22 protein-coding genes are annotated in these 22,089 nt (G+C 71.2%); 13 read left to right on the top strand and 9 right to left on the bottom strand.

The window, feature by feature from the left end; translation table 11 throughout:
• Window positions 1-46: 46 nt before the first annotated feature.
• Window positions 47-1,093, bottom strand: a complete 1,047-nt coding sequence (locus tag Cus16_RS13185; protein WP_069713112.1) for a substrate-binding domain-containing protein — start codon at window positions 1,091-1,093, stop codon at window positions 47-49.
• A gap of 180 nt (window positions 1,094-1,273) precedes the next feature.
• Between Cus16_RS13185 and chvE the strand changes: the two genes are divergently transcribed.
• The 3 genes from chvE to mmsB all read left to right on the top strand — a co-directional run bounded on the left by chvE (window position 1,274) and on the right by mmsB (window position 5,224).
• The gene (chvE, locus tag Cus16_RS13180; protein WP_069713111.1) at window positions 1,274-2,404 is read left to right on the top strand and encodes a multiple monosaccharide ABC transporter substrate-binding protein; all 1,131 of its coding nucleotides are present in this window, start codon (window positions 1,274-1,276) and stop codon (window positions 2,402-2,404) included.
• Between the two features lie 101 nt (window positions 2,405-2,505).
• Window positions 2,506-4,056 carry a multiple monosaccharide ABC transporter ATP-binding protein gene (gene mmsA, locus Cus16_RS13175; RefSeq protein ID WP_069713110.1) on the top strand — a complete coding sequence of 517 codons (1,551 nt, stop codon included), beginning with the start codon at window positions 2,506-2,508 and terminating at the stop codon, window positions 4,054-4,056.
• Complete coding sequence (gene mmsB, locus Cus16_RS13170; protein WP_069713109.1) at window positions 4,043-5,224, top strand: multiple monosaccharide ABC transporter permease; 1,182 nt, start codon at window positions 4,043-4,045, stop codon at window positions 5,222-5,224. Before mmsA ends, mmsB begins: the two co-directional genes overlap by 14 nt.
• A 90-nt stretch (window positions 5,225-5,314) precedes the next feature.
• Here the strand turns inward: mmsB and Cus16_RS13165 are convergent, their stop codons facing one another.
• Entirely contained in the window at window positions 5,315-6,652 is a 1,338-nt protein-coding gene (locus Cus16_RS13165; RefSeq protein ID WP_141718988.1) for an alpha-amylase family glycosyl hydrolase, read from the bottom strand.
• Between the two features lie 67 nt (window positions 6,653-6,719).
• Here Cus16_RS13165 and Cus16_RS13160 point away from each other — a divergent pair, with 67 nt between their 5' ends.
• The 3 genes from Cus16_RS13160 to Cus16_RS16440 all read left to right on the top strand — a co-directional run bounded on the left by Cus16_RS13160 (window position 6,720) and on the right by Cus16_RS16440 (window position 8,554).
• Window positions 6,720-7,118, top strand: a complete 399-nt coding sequence (locus Cus16_RS13160; RefSeq protein WP_069713108.1) for a DUF3253 domain-containing protein — start codon at window positions 6,720-6,722, stop codon at window positions 7,116-7,118.
• Window positions 7,119-7,153: 35 nt separating this feature from the next.
• A complete protein-coding gene (locus Cus16_RS13155) occupies window positions 7,154-8,248 on the top strand; it encodes an SDR family oxidoreductase (RefSeq protein WP_069713107.1) in 1,095 nt (364 codons plus the stop codon).
• A gap of 129 nt (window positions 8,249-8,377) precedes the next feature.
• Window positions 8,378-8,554 carry a CsbD family protein gene (locus Cus16_RS16440; RefSeq protein WP_141718987.1) on the top strand — a complete coding sequence of 59 codons (177 nt, stop codon included), beginning with the start codon at window positions 8,378-8,380 and terminating at the stop codon, window positions 8,552-8,554.
• A 93-nt stretch (window positions 8,555-8,647) separates the two neighbouring features.
• On the opposite strand, the gene Cus16_RS13150 is transcribed toward Cus16_RS16440, so the two are convergent.
• A complete protein-coding gene (locus tag Cus16_RS13150) occupies window positions 8,648-9,721 on the bottom strand; it encodes a spore photoproduct lyase family protein (RefSeq protein WP_083263972.1) in 1,074 nt (357 codons plus the stop codon).
• A gap of 45 nt (window positions 9,722-9,766) precedes the next feature.
• Between Cus16_RS13150 and Cus16_RS13145 the strand changes: the two genes are divergently transcribed.
• Both Cus16_RS13145 and Cus16_RS13140 read left to right on the top strand, forming a co-directional pair.
• Complete coding sequence (locus tag Cus16_RS13145) at window positions 9,767-10,096, top strand: biopolymer transporter Tol (RefSeq protein ID WP_069713106.1); 330 nt, start codon at window positions 9,767-9,769, stop codon at window positions 10,094-10,096.
• Window positions 10,093-10,548: a hypothetical protein gene (locus tag Cus16_RS13140; RefSeq protein WP_069713105.1), complete on the top strand. Its 456-nt coding sequence runs from the start codon at window positions 10,093-10,095 to the stop codon at window positions 10,546-10,548. Before Cus16_RS13145 ends, Cus16_RS13140 begins: the two co-directional genes overlap by 4 nt.
• A 23-nt stretch (window positions 10,549-10,571) precedes the next feature.
• Here Cus16_RS13140 and Cus16_RS13135 read toward each other — a convergent pair whose 3' ends face one another.
• The 4 genes from Cus16_RS13135 to Cus16_RS13120 all read right to left on the bottom strand — a co-directional run bounded on the left by Cus16_RS13135 (window position 10,572) and on the right by Cus16_RS13120 (window position 15,840).
• Window positions 10,572-12,398 (bottom strand): glycoside hydrolase family 35 protein, encoded by a 1,827-nt coding sequence (locus Cus16_RS13135; protein WP_069713104.1) that lies wholly within the window; start codon window positions 12,396-12,398, stop codon window positions 10,572-10,574.
• Window positions 12,399-12,474: 76 nt separating this feature from the next.
• Complete coding sequence (locus tag Cus16_RS13130) at window positions 12,475-13,809, bottom strand: ABC transporter substrate-binding protein (protein ID WP_141718986.1); 1,335 nt, start codon at window positions 13,807-13,809, stop codon at window positions 12,475-12,477.
• A 115-nt stretch (window positions 13,810-13,924) separates the two neighbouring features.
• Window positions 13,925-14,908: a carbohydrate ABC transporter permease gene (locus tag Cus16_RS13125; RefSeq protein ID WP_069713102.1), complete on the bottom strand. Its 984-nt coding sequence runs from the start codon at window positions 14,906-14,908 to the stop codon at window positions 13,925-13,927.
• Window positions 14,905-15,840: a carbohydrate ABC transporter permease gene (locus Cus16_RS13120; protein WP_069713101.1), complete on the bottom strand. Its 936-nt coding sequence runs from the start codon at window positions 15,838-15,840 to the stop codon at window positions 14,905-14,907. The genes Cus16_RS13125 and Cus16_RS13120 overlap by 4 nt, the downstream gene beginning before the upstream one ends.
• Window positions 15,841-16,079: 239 nt before the next feature.
• Between Cus16_RS13120 and Cus16_RS13115 the strand changes: the two genes are divergently transcribed.
• The 3 genes from Cus16_RS13115 to Cus16_RS16910 all read left to right on the top strand — a co-directional run bounded on the left by Cus16_RS13115 (window position 16,080) and on the right by Cus16_RS16910 (window position 19,138).
• Window positions 16,080-17,063 (top strand): LacI family DNA-binding transcriptional regulator, encoded by a 984-nt coding sequence (locus Cus16_RS13115; protein ID WP_083263963.1) that lies wholly within the window; start codon window positions 16,080-16,082, stop codon window positions 17,061-17,063.
• A 51-nt stretch (window positions 17,064-17,114) separates the two neighbouring features.
• On the top strand, window positions 17,115-17,972 hold the full coding sequence (locus tag Cus16_RS13110; RefSeq protein WP_069713099.1) for a 3-hydroxyacyl-CoA dehydrogenase: 858 nt from the start codon (window positions 17,115-17,117) through the stop codon (window positions 17,970-17,972).
• A gap of 95 nt (window positions 17,973-18,067) precedes the next feature.
• Window positions 18,068-19,138: a GNAT family N-acetyltransferase gene (locus Cus16_RS16910; RefSeq protein ID WP_083263962.1), complete on the top strand. Its 1,071-nt coding sequence runs from the start codon at window positions 18,068-18,070 to the stop codon at window positions 19,136-19,138.
• Between the two features lie 9 nt (window positions 19,139-19,147).
• Here Cus16_RS16910 and Cus16_RS13100 read toward each other — a convergent pair whose 3' ends face one another.
• Window positions 19,148-19,888, bottom strand: a complete 741-nt coding sequence (locus Cus16_RS13100; protein WP_069713098.1) for a GAF and ANTAR domain-containing protein — start codon at window positions 19,886-19,888, stop codon at window positions 19,148-19,150.
• A gap of 414 nt (window positions 19,889-20,302) precedes the next feature.
• On the opposite strand from Cus16_RS13100, the gene Cus16_RS13095 reads away from it, so the two are divergent.
• Window positions 20,303-21,331: a helix-turn-helix transcriptional regulator gene (locus tag Cus16_RS13095; protein WP_069713097.1), complete on the top strand. Its 1,029-nt coding sequence runs from the start codon at window positions 20,303-20,305 to the stop codon at window positions 21,329-21,331.
• 32 nt (window positions 21,332-21,363) lie between these two features.
• Here the strand turns inward: Cus16_RS13095 and Cus16_RS13090 are convergent, their stop codons facing one another.
• Window positions 21,364-21,543 carry a hypothetical protein gene (locus Cus16_RS13090; RefSeq protein ID WP_069713096.1) on the bottom strand — a complete coding sequence of 60 codons (180 nt, stop codon included), beginning with the start codon at window positions 21,541-21,543 and terminating at the stop codon, window positions 21,364-21,366.
• An 84-nt stretch (window positions 21,544-21,627) separates the two neighbouring features.
• On the opposite strand from Cus16_RS13090, the gene Cus16_RS13085 reads away from it, so the two are divergent.
• A complete protein-coding gene (locus Cus16_RS13085) occupies window positions 21,628-22,083 on the top strand; it encodes a GNAT family N-acetyltransferase (protein ID WP_069713095.1) in 456 nt (151 codons plus the stop codon).
• Window positions 22,084-22,089: the final 6 nt, after the last annotated feature.

Here is a 22,089-nt window from a genome sequence, read left to right as displayed (position 1 = left end):
GGCTGCACGACCGCGGCCCACCGCGCGCCGGATCATGCGCTCCGGGTCACGCGCTCCGGCGCACCACCAGCTCCGGTCGCAGCAGCGCCTGGTCCATCGGCGCACCCTCGACGACCGCACGCACCGCCGTGAGCACCCGCTCCCCCATCGCCACGAAGTCCTGCCGCACCGTGGTGAGCGGCGGGGTGAAGTGCGCGGCCTCCGGGATGTCGTCGAAGCCCACGACGGCGATGTCGTCCGGCACGCGGAGCCCCTCGTCCGCGAAGGCGTGCAGGACCCCGAGCGCCATCTGGTCGTTCCCCGCGAACACCGCGTCGACGGCGTGCACGTCGATCGTCCGCGCCGCCGCGAAGCCGCTCGCCGGGGTCCAGTCGCCGTCGAGGACGACCGGCTCGAGGCCCGCCTCGCGCATGATCCGCTCGAAGGTGGCGCGGCGCACCTCGGACTCCTGCGACACCGCCGGCCCGGCGATGTGCACGATGCGCCGGTGCCCGCGGGCGAACAGGTGGTCCATCACGAGCGTCGTGCCGGCGGCCTGGTCGATCGCGACGGCGGCCACGCTCGGCGCCGCGGGGGTCAGGGCATCCCGCTGCACGGCGTTGGCGACGACGACCGGCACCGAGACCGGGATGGTCAGGGACGCGAGGGCGTCGAGCACGCGGTTGTCGGCGGCGACGAGCACGATCGCGGCGACGTCCTGCGCCAGCAGCGTGGTGAGCGCCCCGGACAGGTCGATCGGGCGCGGCTCGTCCGGCAGCGTGGAGAGCAGGACGTGGTAGCCCGCCGACCGGGCGGCCCGCTCGAAGCCGATCGCCGTGCTCGAGGGCCCGTACAGCGCGTCGCCGGCGGTGATGATGCCGAGCGCCCGGCTGCGTCCGCCGGCGAGTGCCCGGGCCGCGGCCCGCGGGCGGTAGCCGAGCGCCGCGACGGCATCCGTCACCTGCGACCGGTAGGCCTCGCGCACGGTCGGGTCCCCGTTGATCACCCGGGAGACGGTCTGGTGGGAGACGCCCGCGCGCTCGGCGACGTCGAAGATCGTCGGGGCCTTGCGGCGTCTGCCGCCGGTGCCCCCGAGCGCGGTCGTGGTCGTCACCTGGCCGAGCGTAGCGCCCGGTCCGCCCCGCGCGGCAACATCTCGGATCGGTCACGACGAGTTGACACCCCGCCACGGAACCCTCAGTATGTGAGCGCTCACACGAGCACATCCCACGGGGCACAGCAGCCCCGGCACCCGAGTGCGTCGATGTCGACGCGCAGGAACAGAGGTACTTCGATGATGAAGCGCAGGATCGTCGCGGGCGTCGCAGCCTTCGGCATCGCCATCGCACTGGCCGGCTGCTCCGCAGGCGGACGCGGCGCCACCGGCAGCGGTGACGGCGGCGGCGACAACAAGGGCGCCCTGGTCGGCGTCGCCATGCCGACCAAGGTCTCCGAGCGGTGGATCAAGGACGGCGACGCCGTCAAGAGCGACCTCGAGAAGGCCGGCTACAAGGTCGACCTCGAGTACGGCGACAACAAGGTCCAGCAGCAGGCCCAGCAGGTCAGCAACATGATCACCAAGGGCGCGAAGGTGCTCATCATCGCGTCGATCGACGGTGGCGCGCTCTCCGACCAGCTCGACCAGGCGGCGAAGGCCGGCATCAAGGTCATCTCGTACGACCGCCTGCTCACCGGCAACAAGAACGTCGACTACTACGTGTCGTTCGACAACTACAAGGTCGGCGTCGACCAGGCCACCTCGCTGCTCACCGGCCTCGGTGTGGTCGACGCGGACGGCAAGAAGACCGGCAAGAAGGGCCCCTTCAACATCGAGGTCTTCGCCGGCTCGCTCGACGACAACAACGCGGGCTTCTTCTTCAACGGCGCGATGGACACCCTCAAGCCGTACCTCGAGGACGGCACGCTGAAAATCGGCTCCGGCCAGGACCAGCTCTCGCAGGCCGCCACGCAGCAGTGGGACCCGGCGACCGCCAAGGCCCGCATGCAGAACCTCGTCGCGTCGACCTACTCCGGCGGCACGAAGCTCGACGGCGTGCTCTCGCCCTACGACGGCATGTCGATCGGCATCATCTCGGCCCTGCAGGGCGCCGGCTACGGCTCGGGTGACCGTCCGCTGCCGATCGTGACCGGCCAGGACGCCGAGGCCGCCTCGGTCAAGTCGATCATCGCGGGCCAGCAGTACTCCACCATCTACAAGGACACGCGCAAGCTCGCGAAGCAGTCCGTGACGATGGCCGAGGACCTGCTCACCGGCAAGACCCCCGAGACGAACGACGACAAGAGCTACGACAACAAGGTCAAGGTCGTCCCGACCTACCTGTTCCAGCCGACCGTCGTCACGAAGGACAACTACAAGGAAGTCCTCGTCGACTCGGGCTACTACACCGAGGCCGACCTCAAGTAGTCGCAACCATCCACAGGACTGGAGGCGCGGTGCGGCCCCGCACCGCGCCTCCGGTCCGTCTCCACCCGCGCGCACGCGCGGACGACGGAAAGGCGGTCCACATGGCGGACACCATCCTCGAGATGCGGGACATCACGAAGACCTTCCCCGGTGTGAAGGCGCTGCAGGGCGTCTCGATCGAGGTCGAGCGCGGCCAGGTCCACGCGATCTGCGGCGAGAACGGCGCGGGCAAGTCGACCCTGATGAAGGTGCTGTCGGGCGTCTACCCGCACGGCTCCTTCGACGGCGAGATCCTGCTCGACGGCAAGCCGGTGCAGTTCGGTGACATCAACGACTCCGAGAAGGCGGGCGTGGTGATCATCCACCAGGAGCTCGCACTCAGCCCCTTCCTGTCGATCGCCGAGAACATCTTCCTCGGCAACGAGCGCGTCAAGGGCGGGCTCATCGACTGGAACAAGACGAACCTGGAGGCCGCGGCGCTGCTCAAGCGCGTCGGGCTCAAGGACAACCCGGTCACCAAGATCACCGACATCGGTGTGGGCAAGCAGCAGCTCGTCGAGATCGCGAAGGCGCTCTCGAAGGAGGTCCGGCTCCTCATCCTCGACGAGCCGACCGCCGCGCTGAACGACGACGACTCGGAGCACCTGCTCGAGCTCATCCGCTCGCTGCAGGCCGAGGGCATGACGGCGATCATCATCAGCCACAAGCTCAACGAGATCAAGGCGATCGCCGACAAGGTCACGATCATCCGCGACGGCAAGACGATCGAGACGCTCGACATGCACGGCGACGACGTCTCCGAGGACCGGATCATCCGGGGCATGGTCGGTCGCGACCTGTCCAGCCGCTACCCGGAGCGCGAGCCGAAGATCGGCGAGGAGCTCCTGCGCATCGAGGACTGGACCGTCCACCACCCGCTCGACGGCTCCCGCGAGATCATCCACCAGGTGAACCTCGACGTCCGCGCCGGCGAGGTCGTCGGCATCGCCGGCCTGATGGGCGCGGGCCGCACGGAACTCGCGATGAGCGTCTTCGGGCACTCGTACGGCACCGGCATCTCCGGCACCGTCTACAAGCGCGGCGTGCCGATCAAGACGAACACCGTGACGCGGGCGATCGACAACGGCATCGCCTACGCCACCGAGGACCGCAAGCGGTACGGCCTGAACCTCATCGACGACATCAAGCGGAACATCTCCGGCTCGGCGCTCGGCAAGCTCGCTGACTGGGGCTTCGTGAACGCGTCGAAGGAGACCACGGTCGCCGGCGGCTTCCTGAAGAGCATGAACATCAAGGCGCCGAACGTCGACGCCGTGACGGGCAAGCTCTCCGGCGGCAACCAGCAGAAGGTCGTCCTGTCGAAGTGGATGTACGCCGACCCCGACGTGCTCATCCTCGACGAACCGACCCGCGGCATCGACGTCGGCGCGAAGTACGAGATCTACACGCTCATCAACGAGCTCGCCGACCAGGGCAAGGGCGTCATCGTGATCTCGTCCGAGCTGCCCGAGCTGCTCGGCATCTGCGACCGCATCTACACACTCTCCGAGGGCACGATCACCGCTGACGTGCCCCGCTCCGAGGCCACACCCGAGGTCCTCATGCAGTACATGACCCAGGAACGGGAGACCCCAGTCAATGAACGCGCTTAAGTCCGCCGCCGGCTACCTCACCGGGCAGCTCCGACAGATCGGCCTGTTCATCGCGCTGATCGTCATCGTCATCTTCTTCCAGGTGGCGACGAGCGGCATCACGCTGGCCCCGATCAACGTCTCGAACATCATCGTCCAGAACAGCTACATCCTGATCCTGGCGATCGGCATGGTGATGGTGATCATCGCCGGCCACATCGACCTGTCGGTCGGGTCGGTCGTCGCCTTCAGCGGCGCGATGGCCGGCGTGATGATCACTCAGTGGGGCATCCCGTGGCCCGTGGCGGCGCTCCTCTGCCTCGTCGTCGGTGCGCTCGTCGGCGCCTGGCAGGGCTTCTGGATCGCGTACTTCGGCATCCCGGCGTTCATCGTGACGCTCGCCGGCATGCTCGCCTTCCGCGGTGCCACCCAGATCGTGCTGCAGAACCAGCAGATCTCGCCGTTCCCGGAGGGCTTCCGCTCGCTCGGCTCCGGCTTCCTGCCGTCGTTCGGCACCACGGGCTACGAGCCGCTCACGATGATCCTCGGCATCGCGGCCGCCGCCGTCATGGTGATCTCCGCGTTCCGTGGGCGCATCACGCGCCGCAAGTACCAGCTCGAGAGCGAGCCGTTCGCCTGGTTCATCGTGAAGACGGCCTTCGGCGCCGCACTCGTGATCTACGTCGCGCTGCTGCTCGCCAGCTACAACGGCACGCCGATCGTGCTCGTCGTGCTCGGCCTGCTCGTGGTCGTCTACTCCGTGGTCATGCGCAGCTCGGTGTTCGGTCGCCACGTCTACGCGATCGGCGGCAACGCCCTCGCCGCGCAGCTGTCCGGCGTCAAGACCAAGCGCGTCACGTTCCTGCTCTTCGTGAACATGGGCGTCATCGCGGCCCTGGCGGGCGTGGTCTTCACAGGCCAGCTCAACCTGGCCGCCCCGGGTGCCGGCAACGGCTTCGAGCTCGACGCCATCGCGGCCGTGTTCATCGGTGGCGCCGCGGTCACCGGCGGCATCGGCACGGTGCCGGGTGCGATCGTCGGTGGTCTCATCATCGGCATCCTGAACAACGGCATGTCGATCCTCGGTGTCGGCACCGAGTACCAGTCGCTCATCAAGGGCCTGGTGCTGCTCGCCGCCGTCGCGTTCGACGTGTTCAACAAGCGCCGGGCGGCGTCCGCGCGCAAGTAGGGCTCTCCCCTCAGCCTCGAGACTCGGGCTGGGCGACACATCTCGCGCCGATCGGCGCAAGGACGGTCGCCCAGCCCGAGTCTCGTTGCGTCAGGACGTCAGGACGGCCCACCCGGCGGCCGGGAGGCGCAGGGTGCCGTCCCGCAGGTCGCCACCGCCCGCCTCGACCCGCGTCGCGTCGGCCGCGGGCACCTCGACGGGGTCGTCCGCCAGGTTCAGGGCGGTCACCACCGCGGCGTCGGCCGTCGCGGTGCGCAGGACGACCGCGGTGTTGGTCAGGTGGACGACGTCGGTGTGGGCGCGGTGCAGCCACGGGTTGCGCCGCCGCAGGGCCACGAGCGCCTCGACCGCGTGGGTCAGGTCGGTCGGCTCGGGCGGGGTCGACGGCAGCTCCGGTCGGACCGCGTCGTCGCCGCCCTCGCGCTCCTCCTTGACCGCGGTCCAGCCGTACTCGTCGCCGGCGTAGACGACGGGCGTGCCAGCGACGGTGAACAGCACCGCCGCCGCGTGCCCCGCGAACCGCTCCCCCACCGCGCTCGCGATGCGGGTGACGTCGTGGTTGCCGACGAAGGTCGTCGGGACGAACGTGCCCAGCAGGGCGTCGTGCCGTTCGACCGCGTGCGCGAGCTCGAAGCAGTTCCGGTCCGCGATGCCGTGCCAGACCGCCTGCCACAGCTCGTACTGCGTGGTCGAGTCCATCGTCGACGCCGCGACGACGGCCGCCGCGTCGCCGTGGATGACCTCGCCGCTGAACCACGCGTCGGGGAAGCGCTCCCGGACGCGCGGCAGCACTCGCGCCCAGAACGCCGGCGGTACCGCGTAGGCCGCGTCGAGCCGCCACCCGTCGATGCCGCGCCCCAGCCAGTACGTCATCACCTCGACCACCAGGTCCTCGGCGGCGCGGCCCTCGTGGTCGAGCGCGACGAGGATGTCGTGCCCCTCGAAGTCCCGGACCGGCACGGGGTCCCCGGCCTGCCAACCGGACCGCTCGACCGCGAAGAGCTCCGCGGTCGGGGCGTCCGGACCCTGCTCCTCGAGCGCACGGAAGGCGGGGTGCTCGCGCCCGACGTGGTTGAACACGCCGTCGAGCACGACCCGCACGCCGCGTTCGTGGGCTGCCCCGACGAGTGCGTCGAGGTCGGCGTCGTCGCCGAGCCGCGGGTCGACACGGAAGTGGTCGACCGTGTCGTACCCGTGCGTCGAGCTCGCGAAGACCGGGCCGAGCAGCAGCCCGTTCAGCCCGAGGTCGACCACGTGGTCGAGCCAGGGCACGAGCCGCTGGAGCCGGTGCTCGACGGCACGCTCGTCGACCGGGGTCCGCGGTCGGACGTCGGCGCCGACGGCCCCGAGCGGGTAGACGTGCCACCACATGACGTGCTCGACCCAGGCGGGCTCGTGCGGGCGGAGGGGATTCGGGTCCGGGTTCACCGCTCCGATGCTGCCAGCCGGGTCCGGGCTGTGCACAGGTCCGGACCCGGGGACCAGGATGGGGCGCATGGGACGATCGATCAGGACCGCCGAGGACGCGGCGGCGTCGGAGCAGGCACACGCGGAGCGCACCTGCGCATCGTGCGGCCGACGGATGCCGTCGTCGGCCCCGCACGACGCGAGGTACTGCTCGGCGGCGTGCCGGAAGCACGGCCTCGACGACACCGACCGCGCGCTCGAGCAGCGGATCGACGAGCTCCTCGCCGCCCGTGCACGGAGCGCGAGCATCTGCCCGTCCGAGGTCGCCCGGTCCGTCGCGCCGGACGACTGGCGTCCGCTCATGGAGCCGGCACGACGAGCGGCCCGCCGGATGGTGGCGCGGGGCGAGGTCGAGATCACGCAGCACGGCAGCGTGGTCGACCCGTCCACGGCGAAGGGTCCGATCCGGATCCGCCGCCCCCGCTAGGGAACACCTGTCGTCGGCGCGCGTTGCACCCGACGATGACGACCACCACAGAACCGATCCCCGCCCGCCCCGAAGCCCTCGTCGTGGGGGCCAGCGGCATCACCGGCTCCGCCCTCGTCGACCACCTGCTCGACCTCGGGTGGGCCGTGACCGCGCTCTCCCGCCGTCCGCTCCCCCGCGACGGCGTCCGGACCGTCCCCGCGGACCTGCGCGACCCGGACTCGCTCCGTGCGGCGCTGGCCGACGAACGCCCGACGCACGTGTTCTTCACCGCGTGGCAGCGACAGGACACCGAGGCCGAGAACATCCGGGTCAACGGCGGCATGGTCCGGGACCTGCTCGCCGCACTCGCGCACGCGCCACTCGAGCACGTCGCGCTCGTCACCGGCCTGAAGCACTACCTCGGCCCGTTCGAGGCGTACGCCGCCGGCGAGATGCCGGACACGCCCTTCCACGAGGAGGAGCCGCGCCTGGACACCCCGAACTTCTACTACGCGCAGGAGGACGAACTGTTCGCCGCCGCCGAGCGCCAGGGCTTCACGTGGTCCGTCCACCGCTCGCACACGGTGATCGGCCACGCGGTCGGCAACGCGATGAACATGGGCCTGACGATCGCGGTGCAGGCCACGCTCGCCAGGGAGCTCGACCTCGACTTCGTCTTCCCCGGCAGCGAGGCGCAGTGGAACGGCCTGACGGACATGACCGACTCGGGCATCCTCGCCGAGCACATGGTGTGGGCGGCGACCAGTCCCGAGGGGGCGGACGAGGCGTTCAACGTGGTCAACGGCGACGTCTTCCGCTGGCGGTGGATGTGGCCGCGGCTCGCTGCGCACCTCGGCGTCGACCCGGCACGGGTCGTCGGGTACGCGGACCGTCCGCGCCCGCTCGAGGAGCAGATGGCCCCGCACGAGTCGGCGTGGGCGGGCATCGCGGAGCGGCACGGACTCGTCGAGTCCGACATCGCGCGCCTGGCGTCCTGGTGGCACACCGACGCCGACCTCGGCCGCGCGATGGAGGTCGTGACCGACATGGGCAAGAGCCGCGAGGCAGGCTTCACGGCCTTCCGCCGCACCGAGCGGGCCTTCACCGAGCTGTTCGACCGCTACCGCGCAGACCGGCTCGTCCCGTAGTCGTACCCCGCTGGAACCGGTCGGGGTACAAAAACCTCCACCCCTGCCGCGAGCCGTCGACCGACGGGTGGTTGTCTCGAGGGCACAGGCGCCGGGGACCCTCGGCGGTTCCCGGAGGAAGGAAGCACCATGTCGCTCGGAGACAAGGCCAAGGACGTCACGCAGAAGGTCGCCGGCAGGGTCGAGGAGGCCGTCGGCCACAAGACCGACGACGCCGAGCTCACGCACCAGGGCCAGAAGGACCAGGTCATGGGCGAGGGTCGCCTCGACAAGGAGAAGGCCAAGGACGCGTTCGACGGCAAGTGATCGTCGATCACCCGTGACGCCCGCACCGCTCGTCGGTGCGGGCGTTCGTCGTTCCCGGCGGTTGTGGACGCCAGCGTCGGCGTCGGCGTCCGCTCAGAACGCGTAGCGGATGGTGCAGGACGGCAGGTGCTCGGCGACGAGCTCCCGGAAGCGCTCCACGAGTTGCCCCTTCATCCCCGACCGGTAGCGCACGTTGACGGCGCCGTTCTGCGACAGCTTCTGCTCCTGCAGGTCCGGACGCCAGAGGAGGTCCTCGGCCTTCGGGTGCCAGCCGAGGTTCACCTCGTGCAGGGGCTGGTTGTGGGTGAGGAAGATCACCTCGGCGGCGAGCTGCGCCTTCGCGGCCGGGGACAGCACGTCGTCGACCTGACGGAGCAGCTCGGCCCAGTCGGCCTCCCACGTCGGGGTGAGGATGACCGGCGAGAAGTTGAGGTGGACCTCGTACCCGGCCTCGACGAAGTCGTTCACCGCGGCGATGCGCTCGGCGATCGGGCTCGTCCGGATGTCCGTCACCTTCGCGGTCTCGTGCGGCATGAGGGAGAACCGGATGCGCGTGCGCCCCAGCGGGTCCCAGTCGAGCAAGTCGCGGTTGACGTACTTCGTGGCGAACGAGGCCTTCGCCGTCGGGGTCATCCGGAACAGGTCGCAGAGGTCGCGCACGTTGTCGCTGATCATCGCGTCGACCGAGCAGTCGCTGTTCTCGCCGATGTCGTAGACCCAGGCGTCCGGGTCGCACTGGTTCGGCTCGGTCTTCGGGCCCTGCTTGGCGATGTTCCTGGCGACGTGCTTCGTGATCTGCTCGATGTTCGCGAACACCGTCACCGGGTTCGAGTAGCCCTTGCGGCGCGGGACGTAGCAGTAGGCGCACGCCATCGCGCAGCCGTTCGCGGTCGACGGGGCGATGAAGTCCGCGGAGCGACCGTTCGGCCGGGTCACGAGGGACTTCTTGACGCCGAGCACGAGCGCCTCGGTCTTGATCCGCACCCAGCGCTGCACGTTCCGCTCGTCGCCGTGCACCTCGGGGATGTTCCAGTGCGAGGCGACGGGCACGATCTCGGCGTCGGGCCAGCGCCCGACCACCTCCCGCCCCCGCGGGAGCTGGAGGGCGGCGTCCTCGGCGTAGATCCGCTTGACGTCGAGCATCGGACGGGTGCGCGCTTCGGTCATCGACACCTGTCTACCGCCGACCACCGACGGTGCAGACTCGGGAGCATGACCGCCGAGCCCGACGACCACTTCTTCGTCGTGGACGGCCGCCGCTGGCGCCGGACCGACCCCGCGCTCCCGGAGGACGTCGCCGCGGCCCTCCGCTCCCACCTCGGTCGCGGTCGCAACGCGGTGAAGCGGGCGAAGCAGGCCGGCGGCGAGGGCGCCCTCGCCGCCGCACGGCACCGCAACGGCCTCGCGAAGCACGGCCTCGGCGAACGCGGCCCGGAGTGGTGGTCGCGCCCCGAGGCCGACCGGATCGCCGACGCCCGGCGTGCCCTGGCCGACCTCGACGCCCTCGACGCCCTCGACGCCCTCGACGCGGACGCTCCGTGACGACCACGATCCGGCAGCCTCGTCTGGACCGGGTCCTCACGGCCGTGGTGTTCGGCCCCGTCGTGGTCGGCACCGGGATCGTCCTGGCGTCGGTCGCGTTCGACCCGGGTGCCTCGGCCCGGGTCTTCTGCCTCGTGCTCGGTGCCGCCGTCGTCGCGCTCGGGACGGTCGTGTCGGTCCGGCTCCCCCGCGTCGCCGTCCGCCTGACCGAGGACCGACTCGAGTACGTCGGCTTCCTGCTGTCGTGGTCCGCGCCGCGGGCCGGCATCGACACCGTGCTCGACGACGCCTTCGTCGAGTGGCACGACGAACACGGCATCGACCACCGGCGGCAGATCGGGTTGCTGACCCGGGCGCGGGGGGACGACGGCTCGAAGACCGCACCGCTGTGGCGCTGGCGACGAGCGGGGTTGCTCCGAGTGCGCGCCTGGGCCGACGCCCGCGCCGTCTGATCCTTCCCGGACACGCGCGCGAGCTACGCCTCGGTGTGCCCCAGGTCCGGCTCGGCGAGCAGGCAGACCGTACGGGACGCCGCCGCGTGCAGCTCCAGGACGACGACCTCGTTCCGACCGGCACGGAGCACCGGACCCGGCACGGCCAGGGTCTGCTGGGGTCCCCGCGACCAGTACCGGCCGAGGCAGAAGCCGTTGACCCAGGCGACGCCCTTGCGGAAGCCGTCGAGCGACAGGTACCGGTCGTCGGCGGTCGCCAGCTCGAACGACCCCGCCGCGACCACCGGCCCGGCGAGCACGTCGCCGCCCGTCGGCGGGACGTCTGCCAGTGCCGACAGCGCTGCCGGGGCGATCGGGTCGAGGGCGAGCGGCGACGCGGACCACCGGGCGAGCGGCACGCCGTCGACGGCCACGCCGCCGATCAGGCCCTTCGGCTCGCCGATGCGGGGCCCGTAGTCGACGCGGCCCTGGTCCTCGACGAGGAGCTCGAGCGTGCCGACGACCGGCGGGAGGGCGATCGCCCGGTCGTGGTGCTCGCGTTCGAGGACGCCGACGACCACCCCGTCGACGGAGACGACCGCACGGTCGCGGACCTCGGTGCCGACGGTCAGGACGCCCCCGGTGGGCAGGTCGACCTCGGTCCGGTACAGCACGAAGCCGCTCGCGGCGCCGAGGGCGTCGAAGGTCGGCGGCTCGTCGTGCGTCGACCAGTCCGTGAGCGTGGGCAGCAGGGAGCGGAGCGACGCGACGCGGTCCAGGCGGACGGCGAGGTCACTGGCGGGGGTGACCCGTGCCTCCCGGCCGCTCGAATGATCATACGATTCAAGGCGACCCGAACCACCCTCCCGCATCGACTCGGGCAGCGGCGGGACGGGCGCGTAGCGCTCGATGACCGCGCGGAAGGCGTGGAACTTCGCCGTCGGGCGACCGGCCTCGTCGAGCGGGGCGTCGTAGTCGTACGAGGTCGCGATCGGCCGGTACACGCCCTTGTCGTTCGCGCCGTTGGTGAAGCCGAAGTTCGTGCCGCCGTGGAACATGTAGATGTTGACGGAGCCACCGGCGGCGAGCAGGTCGTCGAGGTCCGATGCCGACGCGGACGCCGGGGTGGTGTGGTGGTGCTCGCCCCAGCTGTCGAACCAGCCGTCCCAGAACTCCGAGCACATGAGCGGCCCGGTCGGCTGGGCCTGGCGGAGTCGCGCGAGCCGCGCGGTGGAGCGCGAGCCGAAGGAACCGGTCTTGTGGAGCGAGGGCAGCGACCCGTCCTCGAGCATCGAGTCCATCGGCTGGTCGACGCTCGTGAACGGGACGGTCAGGCCGATGGCCCGGTGCATCGCCTCGAGCTCCCGCAGGTAGGACGCGTCCGAGCCGTAGGCGCCGTACTCGTTCTCGACCTGCACGAGCACGATCGGCCCGCCCTGGTCGATCTGGCGCGGGACGAGCACCGGGGCGAGGTGCTCGAGGTACTCCCGCACGGCGGCGAGGAAGCCCGGCTCGTTCCGGCGGACCCCGACGGTGCCGTCGGCGAAGAGCCAGTACGGCAGCCCGCCGTTGGTCCACTCGGCGCAGATGTAGGGCCCGGGGCGGACGATGGCGTGCATGCCCTCGGCGGCGACCAGGTCGAGGAACCGGCCGAGGTCGAGGCCGCCGGTCAGGTCGAACACACCGGGACGGGGCGCATGGGCGTTCCAGGCGACGTAGGTCTCGACGGTGTTCAGGCCCATCAGCTTCGCCTTGCGGATCCGGTCCTGCCAGAGGTCCGGGTGCACGCGGAAGTAGTGGATCGCGCCGGACAGGACCCGGTGCGGCTCGCCGTCGAGCAGGAAGTCGGTCTCGCCGATGGCGAAGCGCATGAGGTGACTCGTTTCGTACGACGGGGCCGTGCGGACGGGATGTCCGCACGGCCCCGGTGGGGGTGTGACGGGGGTGCTACTTGGAGGTGACCGTGAAGCCCTGGTCGTTGCCGTACTTCACGAGGGCCTTCTGCCAGGCCTGCAGCCCGCTCTCGAGCGAGGTGCCCTTCTCGTACGACTGCCCGACGGTGTCGGCGTAGACGCTGTTCGCGTACACCTGGTACGGCAGGTAGGTGAAGTCGTTGGCCGAGGTCTTGGACGCGTCCACGAGCACCTCGTTGATCTGCTGGCCACCGAAGTACGACGGCTTCTCCTGCAGGAACGAGCTCGAGTCGAGGTCGGCGGTGGTCGACGGGAAGCCGCCGGACTCCATGAAGACCTTCGTCGACTCCTCGGAGGAGTTCAGCCACTTGAGGAAGCCCGCGGCGAGGGCCGGGTTCTTCGACTGCTTCATGACGACCTGGGAGCTGCCGCCGTTGCTCGCGGTCTGGGCCTGGCCGCCGTCGTAGGTCGGCATCGGGGCGACGCGCCAGTCACCGGCGGACTCCGGGACGCTCGCGATCAGGTTGCCGGGCATCCAGGCTCCGGTCACCATCGTGGCGATCTGGCCGTTGCCGAGCTGCTTGTACCAGTCGTCGGTCCAGCCGGTGGTCTTCGAGAGCAGGCCCTGCTCGACGAGCTGGTCCCACGTGCTCGCCCACTTCTTGGTGCCGGCGTCCTCGAGGTTGATGGTGATCTTGTCGCCGTCGGTGGTGAAGGGCGTGCCACCGGCCTGGGCGATCATGCTCGTGGTGAAGCCGGCGTCGCCGGAGTCCGCGGCGATGTACGCCTCGGGGTCGGCGGCGTGCAGCTTCTTCGCGGCGGCGATGTACTCGTCCCACGTCTTCGGCACGGCGATGTCGTACTTCGAGAAGACCTTCTCGTTGTAGAACAGCGCCATGGGGCCGGAGTCCTGCGGCAGGCCGTAGACCTTGCCGTCCATCGCGACGTTGCTCCAGGTGCCCTTCGAGAACTTGCTCTCGAGGTCGCCGAAGCCGTACGACGACAGGTCGACGAGCGAGTCGGACAGCGCGAACTGCGGCAGCGCGTAGTACTCGACCTGCGCGACGTCGGGGGCGCCCGAGCCGGCCTTGATCGTGTTCTGCAGCTTCGTGTACTGGTCGGCGCCGGTGCCGGCGTTGACGAGGTTGACCTTGACCTTCGGGTACTGCTTCTCGAAGGCGGCGACCTGCGCCTTGGCCGAGGGGGTCCAGGACCAGTAGGTCAGCGTCCCGCCGTCCTTCAGGGCCTTCGCGATGTCGTCGGACGAACCGCCCGCGGACGAGCCGCCGGAGGCGCAGGCCGCGAGGGCGATCGCGGCGGTGACGCCGATGGCGAGGGCGCTGAGCCCGCGCCGGATGCGCTTGTGCATTCGGGTGCCTTTCACTTCGTTGTGAAGAAGGGACTTCTTCGTGGAGAGGGGTGGTGCTGCTGCGTGTCGGTCGGAGGCGCGGGGCGGGCTGCCGGCGCGCCTCCCGTCCGGCGGGTCAGGCCTTGACGGAGCCGGCCGCGAGGCCGGACTGCCAGAAGCGCTGGAGGAAGAGGAACGCGACCACGATCGGGATGATCGTGAGGAGCGAACCGGTGACGACGAGGTTGTAGATCGGCTGCGCGCCGGACCCGGTGGCCTGCGCGTTCCACTGGTTGAGGCCGACCGTGAGCGGGTACCACTTCGGGTCGCTCAGCATGATGAGCGGCAGGAAGTAGTTGTTCCAGGTGGCGACGACCGCGAAGAGCAGGACCGTGACGACACCGGGCGTGAGCAGCTTCAGCGCGATGGTGAAGAAGATCCGGAACTCGCCGGCGCCGTCCATGCGGGCTGCCTCGATGAGCTCGGTCGGGATCGCGTCGATCGCGTACGTCCAGATGAGGTACATGCCGAACGGGCTGATGAGCGACGGCAGGATGATCGCCCACGGGGTGTTCGTCAGGCCGAACTGCGAGAAGAGCAGGAACGTCGGGACGGCGAGGGCGGTGCCCGGCACGGCGATGGCACCGAGGACCACGGCGAACACCGCGCGGCGACCCGGGAACTGGAACTTCGCCATGCCGTAGCCGGCGACGGTCGCGAGGAGCGTCGCTCCCCCGGCGCCGACGACGACGTACAGCAGCGTGTTGCCGAGCCACTGCATGAAGATGCCGTCGTTGTACGTCAGCGTGTCGACGATGTTCTGCCAGAGGTTGAAGTCACCGCCGAACCAGAGCCCGAAGGTCGACAGGAGCGATGCCTGCGTCTTCGTGCTGTTCACGAGCAGGTAGAACAGCGGCGCGAACGAGTAGACGACGAAGACGACCATCACGGCGGTCAGCAGACCGGAGCGCTTGACCTTGCGTCCGGCGACCGGCGCGCGGCCCCGACCCGGACGGGAGGCACGGGTCGCCCGGTCGCGCGGGTCGCGCTGCGTCGTGGTCGCCTCGGTGACCGTGGCCGGCGTGGTCGCGCCGGCGGCGGGCTGCTGCAGGGTGCTCATCGGTTCTCCTGGCGCGTTCCGCGGACCTGGACGACGTACGCGATCACGGCGGTGATGACACCCATGACGATGGCGACGGTCGCGGAGTAGTTGAACTGCTGGCCGCTGAAGGACAGCGAGTAGGCGTACATGTTCGGGGTGAAGGAGCTGCCGATGACGTTCGGGGCGAGCGTCTTCAGCAGGTTCGGCTCGTTGAAGAGCTGGAAGCTGCCGATGATCGAGAAGATCGTCGCGATGACCATCGGGCCGCGGAGGGCCGGCAGCTTGATCGAGAACACGGTCCGCATCGGGCCGGCGCCGTCGAGCTCGGCGGCCTCGTACAGCTCGCCCGGCACGACCCGGAGGGCGGCGTAGAAGATCAGCATGTTGTAGCCGAGGAACTCCCACGTGACCACGTTGCCGATCGACGTGAGGACCCAGCTCGCGCTGAACGGCTGGAGCAGGTCGATGCCGATGAGGTCGTTGGCCGCACCGGTCAGGCCGAACTGGTTGCCGTAGATGAAGCCCCAGATGAGCGCCGCGACGACACCGGGGACGGCGTAGGGCAGGAACACCGCGATGCGGAAGAACCCGGTGCCCCACAGGCGGGCGCTGTCGAGGGCGAGGGCGGCGACGAGGGCCAGCCCGAGCATGACCGGCACCTGGACGAGCAGGAAGAGCGTGACGCGGCCGAGGCCCTGCCAGAACGCGCTGTCCTGGAAGAGCTGCACGTAGTTGGCGAACCAGACGAACTGGTTGCCACCGACGAGCTGGTCGCGGAACAGGCTGAGCCAGAGCGCGTACCCGATGGGGACGATCAGCATGGCCACGAGCACCACGACGAAGGGGCCGACGAAGAGCCAGCCGGTGTACCGCCCCCGGGGCTTCGGGCGGCGAGCGGACGGCCGCGGGGCGGAGGCCGCCTCGGCCGGGCGCGCTGCGAGCGTGCTCATGTGACTCCCTTGTCTGCTGCGTCCGGGTCCTCCGGGTCGAGCGGCTGCGCTCGTCCGCGCGGTGGCGGCGATCCGGAGGGACGTCGATGTTGACGTCAACATCGAACGACGTCACCGTAGCATGGCAACGTCAACATGCGCTAGCGTGCGGGCATCCCGGTCGTCGTCCCCGCGACCGGCGGACCGGGGAGGAGCGTGCGTTGAGCACCGAGCTGACCGCTGCGCGACGCGCTCCGTCGATGGCCGCCGTCGCCGATGCCGCCGGCGTCTCCATGCAGACCGTCTCGCGGGTGGCGCGCGGCTTCGACAACGTCAGCCCGGAGACGCGCGAGCGGGTGCAGCGCGCCATGGACGAACTCGGCTACCGACCGAACCGGGCCGCGCGGGCCCTGCGGTCCGGACGATTCCGGACCATCGGCGTGGTCATGTTCACGCTCGCGTCCTTCGGCAACATGCGCACGCTCGAGGCCATCTCCGCCGCAGCGGCCGCCGCGGACTTCACCATCACGCTGCTCCCGATGGCGTCGCGTACCGGCGAGGGTGTCCGCTCGGCGCTGTCCCGGCTGCACGAGCAGGCCGTCGACGGTGTCGTGATCGTGATCGAGTCGCACATCATCGACACCGCCGAGGTGGTGCTGCCCGACGGCGTCCCCCTGGTCGTCGTCGACTCCACGGGCACCACCGACCGGCCGTCCATCGACATCGACCAGGCCGAGGGTGCCCGGCTCGCAACGCAGCACCTGCTCGACCTGGGCCACGAGACCGTCTGGCACGTCGCCGGTCCGGTCGGGTCCTACTCCGCCGACCGTCGGCTCGCCGCGTGGCGCGACACCCTCGAGCACGCCGGACGAGCGGTCCCCCCGGTCTTCACCGGCGGGTGGGCGAGCTCGGACGGGTACCGGGCAGGGCAGGAGATCGCGGCACGGCCGGAGGTCACGGCCGTCTTCGCGGTGAACGACCAGACGGCGCTCGGGGTGCTCCGCGCCGCGCACGAGGCCGGTCGGTCCGTGCCGGGCTCGCTCAGCGTGGTCGGCTTCGACGACTTCCCCGAGTCGGAGTCCTTCTGGCCGCCGCTCACCACCGTGCACCAGTCGTTCGACGAGGTCGGCCGCCGTGCCGTCGCGACGCTCCTCGCGCAGATCGAGGGCGCGCCGGCCGGACCGTCGACCGACCTCGTGCCGGTGCGCCTGGTGGAGCGCGCGAGCACGGCGCCGCCCGCCTGACCCTCCCCCGCTCCCGGCCGGGCACCGACCACCGCGGAGCAGACTGACGGCATGACCACGTTCACCTCCGTCACCGTGCTCGGCGCCGGCGTCCTCGGCACGCAGATCGCCCTCCAGACCGCTCGGCACGGCGTCCCCGTCGTCGTGTACGACATCAGCGACGACGCCGTCGCGGCCGGCCGGGAGCGTCTCGCCGGCATCGTCGAGCAGTACCTCGGCGACGTCGGCGAGGACGCCCGCCCCGACGCCGACGCCGCCGTCGCGCGGATCGACTTCGCCACCGACCTCGCGCAGGCCGTCGCCGCCGCCGACCTCGTGATCGAGGCGGTCCCCGAGCGGCTCGACCTGAAGCGCGACGTGTACGCCCGGCTCGCCGAGGTCGCACCGGCCGACACCGTCTTCGCCACGAACTCCTCGACCCTGCTGCCGAGTGCGATCGCCGACGCGACCGGCCGCCCGGACCGCTTCCTCGCGCTGCACTTCGCGAACCACGTCTGGCGGCAGAACACCGCCGAGGTGATGGGCACCGAGCAGACCGATCCGGCCGTGTTCGAGCGGGTCGCCGCCTTCGCCGAGGAGATCGGGATGGTGCCGATCCGCCTGCACAAGGAGCAGCCCGGCTACGTGCTCAACTCGCTGCTCGTGCCGCTGCTCGACGCCGCCGCCGGCCTGGTCCTCCGCGGGGTCGCGGACCCCGAGACGGTCGACACCACGTGGCGCATCGGCACCGGCGCCCCGATGGGTCCGTTCCAGGTCTACGACGTCATCGGCCTGCGGACGGCGTACGCGGTCGCCAGCGCGTCGCCGGAGCCGGGCGCGCAGGCGTGGGCGGAGCACCTGCGCACCGAGTACCTCGACCAGGGCAGGTACGGCGTCGAGTCCGGCGAGGGCTTCTACCGCTACCGCTGACGACGGACCCGCCCTCGGGGCGCGATCGCGCCGAGACGGACGGGAGGCGCGTGGCGGCCCTGCCACGCGCCTCCGGTCCGTCCTAGGCTCGCCGGGTGGAACTCGTCGCGCCGTCTCCCCGGTACTTCCCGTCCTTCGTCCGGTCCCTCCGCGAGTGGGACGGCGCCCACCAGGACGGTGCCGGCATCCGTGACGCCGCAGCCCTCACCGACCGGGCGGGCTTCGAGCGGTGGGTCGACCAGCTCCTCGCGGAGGAGACCGTCCCGGCCTCGCCGGCCCACGTCACCTGCACCTACCGGTGGATGGTCGACGGCGACGAGTACCTCGGCAGCATCGCCCTCCGGCACGAGCTGGACGACCGGCTCCGCGAGTACGGCGGCCACGTCGGGTACGGCGTCCGGCCGTCGGCACGCGGTCGGGGCCTGGCGTCCGCGGCGCTCGGCGGGACGGTCCGCCTGGCGGCCCAGCGCGGCATGCCCGAGGTGATGCTCACGCACGACGCGACGAACCCGGCGTCCGGACGCGTCATCGAGCACAACGGCGGCCGGTACGAGCGGACCGTGGTCGACGACGAGGGCCACCGCCTGCTGCACCACTGGATCCGCACCGGTGCACACGCGGCCGCGGACGTCGTCGACGTCGACATCGTCGGCGGGCCGGAGCCCCTGCGCGTCGGCCTGCACGACCACGACCCGGCGTGGGCGACCCGCTTCGTGGAGCACCGGGCGCGCATCGCCACCGCGCTCCCCGGACTGCACGTCACGATCGAGCACATCGGGTCGACCTCGGTCCCCGGCCTGGCGGCGAAGCCGATCGTCGACGTCGCGGTCTCGGTCCCCGACGTGACCGACGAAGCCGCGTACCTCGAACCGCTGCTCGCCGCCGGCTACGTCCTGCGCGTCCGGGAGCCCGGGCACCGTCTCGTCCGGACGCCCGAGCGCGACGCGCACGTCCACGTGTACGAGCACGGCGCCCGCGAGGTCGACGACTACCTGCTGCTCCGCGACCACCTGCGGCACGACGCCGCCGACCGGCAGCGCTACGAGGACGTCAAGCGCGGGCTCATGACCCGGTCGTGGGACGACTCGAACGCCTACGCCGACGCGAAGACCACCGTCATCGACGCGATCAAGGAGCGGGCTCGCACCGCGGACCACCCGTCCTGACCGTTCGGATCACCGCCCAGCGTCCGCCGGTGCCGGCCCCGGGATGGCGAGTCGGCGCTCGACGACGGCCAGCGCCACCTCCCGCAGCGGCAGTCCCGCCGAGCGGGCGTGCCCCCGCAACATCGTGAACGCCTCGTCGGGGTCCACCTGGTGGGTGTGGGCGAGGAACCCCTTCGCCTGCTCGATCACGATCCGGCTGTCCAACGCGCGCTGCAGCTGGTCCCGGGTGCGAGCGGCCTGGTCCGCGCTGCGCTGCTGCAGGATGCTGATCGACGCCACGTCGGTGAGCGCCCGCGCCGCCATCGCGTCCCGGTCGTCCAACCGGCCCGGCGCCCGCCGGAACAGGTTCATCGACCCCAGGACGGCCGTGTGGCTCCGCAACGGGATCGAGTGGACCGAGGCGAACCCGGCGCGTTCGGACTCCTCCGCGAAGTGCGTCCAGAGACGCCGCATCTCCTGCCGGTCCGCTACCGACACCGTGCGGCCCGTCTCGTACGACTCGATGCAGGGCCCCTCGCCGGCCTCGAGCTGGAGGAGCCCGAGGAACGCGCTCGCCTCGCTCGTCGACGCCGCGACCTCGAGCCGCCGCCGCGGGTCGGCGAGCAGGATCCCGACCGCGTCGACGGCGAAGATCCCGGCGACGTCGTCGACGAGGGTCTGCAGCATCTCCACCACGTCGTAGTCGCCGACGACCCTGCCGGTCGCGGCGAGGAACGCCTCGACGAGCCGACGCTCACGGGTCTCGGTCACGGGGCTCCTTCCCGGTGCGTCCGCGGGTGCGTGCCCGGTCGAGCTCCGCGTGGAGTCGTCTGCCGACGATCGTCACGGACGACTGCAGCACACTCTGCTCGTCCGGGGAGCGCACCGCCCGACCGCGACCGGCAGTTCGTCCGCAAGGTCCGGTTCCGGCTCGTCGTCCGCGCAGATCGGATGGTCGGCGGGTCCGGGCTGTTGTCACGTCCGCCCGCCTGCCCTACCGTGACGGCAGCAGCCCCAGACCCCGGCAGCGGAACGTCAGAACACGTCCTCGGAACCGTTCAGGGTGGTCCAGATGATGCACGACACAGGTACCCGGACACTCGGTCACCACCGGGTGCTCCGCACCACGTCCTCGCCGGCCGTCCGGCCCGACCCGACGTCCGCCGACTCCTTCCCGGGGTCCTCATGACGACCACCGCATCGCACCCACCGGTGTCCCGTCCCGCGAGCCCGGGGACCGGACGGTCCGACCAGGACGGTCCCACCACCGGCCGGCACGCCGTCCGGCTGGAGGCGTCCGGGGACCACCCGGACGCTGTCATCGACGAGGTCGGCGGCCTCTACGACGGTCACGGCTGGGCGGCGCACGCGACCGACCAGCCGTTCACCTACCGGTACACCGCCGTCGGCGACGCCGCGGTGACGCTGCGTCGGTCCCGCATCACCGGGTACATCCGCGGTGCGATCCCGTGCACCGACGACTACATCGTGCAGTGGCTGACCGAGGGCACCGGCGTGCCGGACGTCCGGCGTGACCGGGTCCCGATGCAGATCGGCGTCCCGATGCTGTTCCCCACCGACCGCGAGTTCGTCTTCGAGTACCAGGACTACGACCAACGGCTCGTGCACCTCTCCCGCGAGCTCGTCGACGACGTCGCCGCCGAGCGCCACCGGACCGGCGCCGTCGGCAGCCTGCAGTTCGACCACCTCCGCACGCTGGACCCGGCGGCCGTGGCGAGGTGGCGGAACCAGATGACGCTCCTCGCCCGCGAGCTCCGGAACGGCGTCGGGACGCTCCTCTGGCACACCCTCACTCGAGACGCGGCCGCGGCCTTCCTCGACCTCTACCCGCCGGCGGCACCCGAGCTCCCGGCGGTGGTGCTGCTGCCGCGCCGGGCGCGGCTCCGTGCCGCCGTCGAGTTCGTGCACGAGCACCTCGACCAGCCGCTCACCGTCTCGGAGATCGCGCAGGCGGCCGGCCTGAGCATCCGTGCCGTGCAGGAGTCGTTCCAGCGGGACCTCGGCACGACGCCGATGGCGTACCTCCGTCGGGTGCGACTGGAGTGCGTCCGCCTCGAGCTCCAACGTGGTGACCCGTCGAACGCCAGCGTGCAGGAGATCGCGCGGCGCTGGGGGTTCTCACACCTCGGGCGCTTCTCGGGCGAGTACCTGCGCCAGCACGGTGAGTACCCGCGCCAGACGCTCCGACGCTGAGCCGCTGCGCCGCTGCACCCCCGGACGCCGCGTCAGCCGCTGTGGTCGCGCGCCCGCTCCGTCCCGGCGGGTGCGTCCCCGCGGTCGCGGTCGTCCGCCATCCGCCGGGTGTCCACCGCCGGCCAACCGTCCATCGACGCGAGGAAGTCGTCGACGAACCCGCCCAGCGCGCCCGCACCGACCGCCCCGTCCGCATCGCTCGTCCCGGTCATGCGCAGCACTGTAGGCAGCACCCGTCGCCGTCACACGGCGAGTGCGGAGACCGGACACCGGGAGGGTGGCCCTACGATCGGGTCGTGACCGTCCTCGTCCGTCCCGTGACCGCCCGCGACGAACCGCAATGGTGCGCGCTCTACGCCGGCTACCGCGCGTTCTACCGGCTGCCGGACGACCCCGCCGCGGTCCGCACCACGTGGCAGTGGGTCTCCGGACGCGAGCACGGCCTGCTCGGCCTGGTCGCCGAGGACGCCGACGGTCGGCTCCTCGGGCTCGCCGACCTCCGACGGTTCGCCCGACCGTCGTCGGCGACCACCGGGCTGTACCTCGACGACCTCTTCACCGCGCCGACAGCGCGCCACCAGGGTGTCGCGACGGCCCTCCTGCACGAGGCCGCGGCGGTCGCTGCCGCCGAGGGCGCGAGCGTCGTCCGCTGGATCACCGCCGAGGACAACACCACGGCGCGTGCGGTCTACGACCGCGTCGCCGCCGCGACGCCGTGGGTCACCTACGACATGCGCCCGTCGGCGGTCTGACGCCGA

The organism is Curtobacterium sp. ER1/6 (assembly GCF_001742745.1).
Classification (GTDB): Bacteria; Actinomycetota; Actinomycetes; order Actinomycetales; family Microbacteriaceae; genus Curtobacterium; species Curtobacterium citri.
This window is presented reverse-complemented; position numbering and strand designations above follow the sequence as displayed.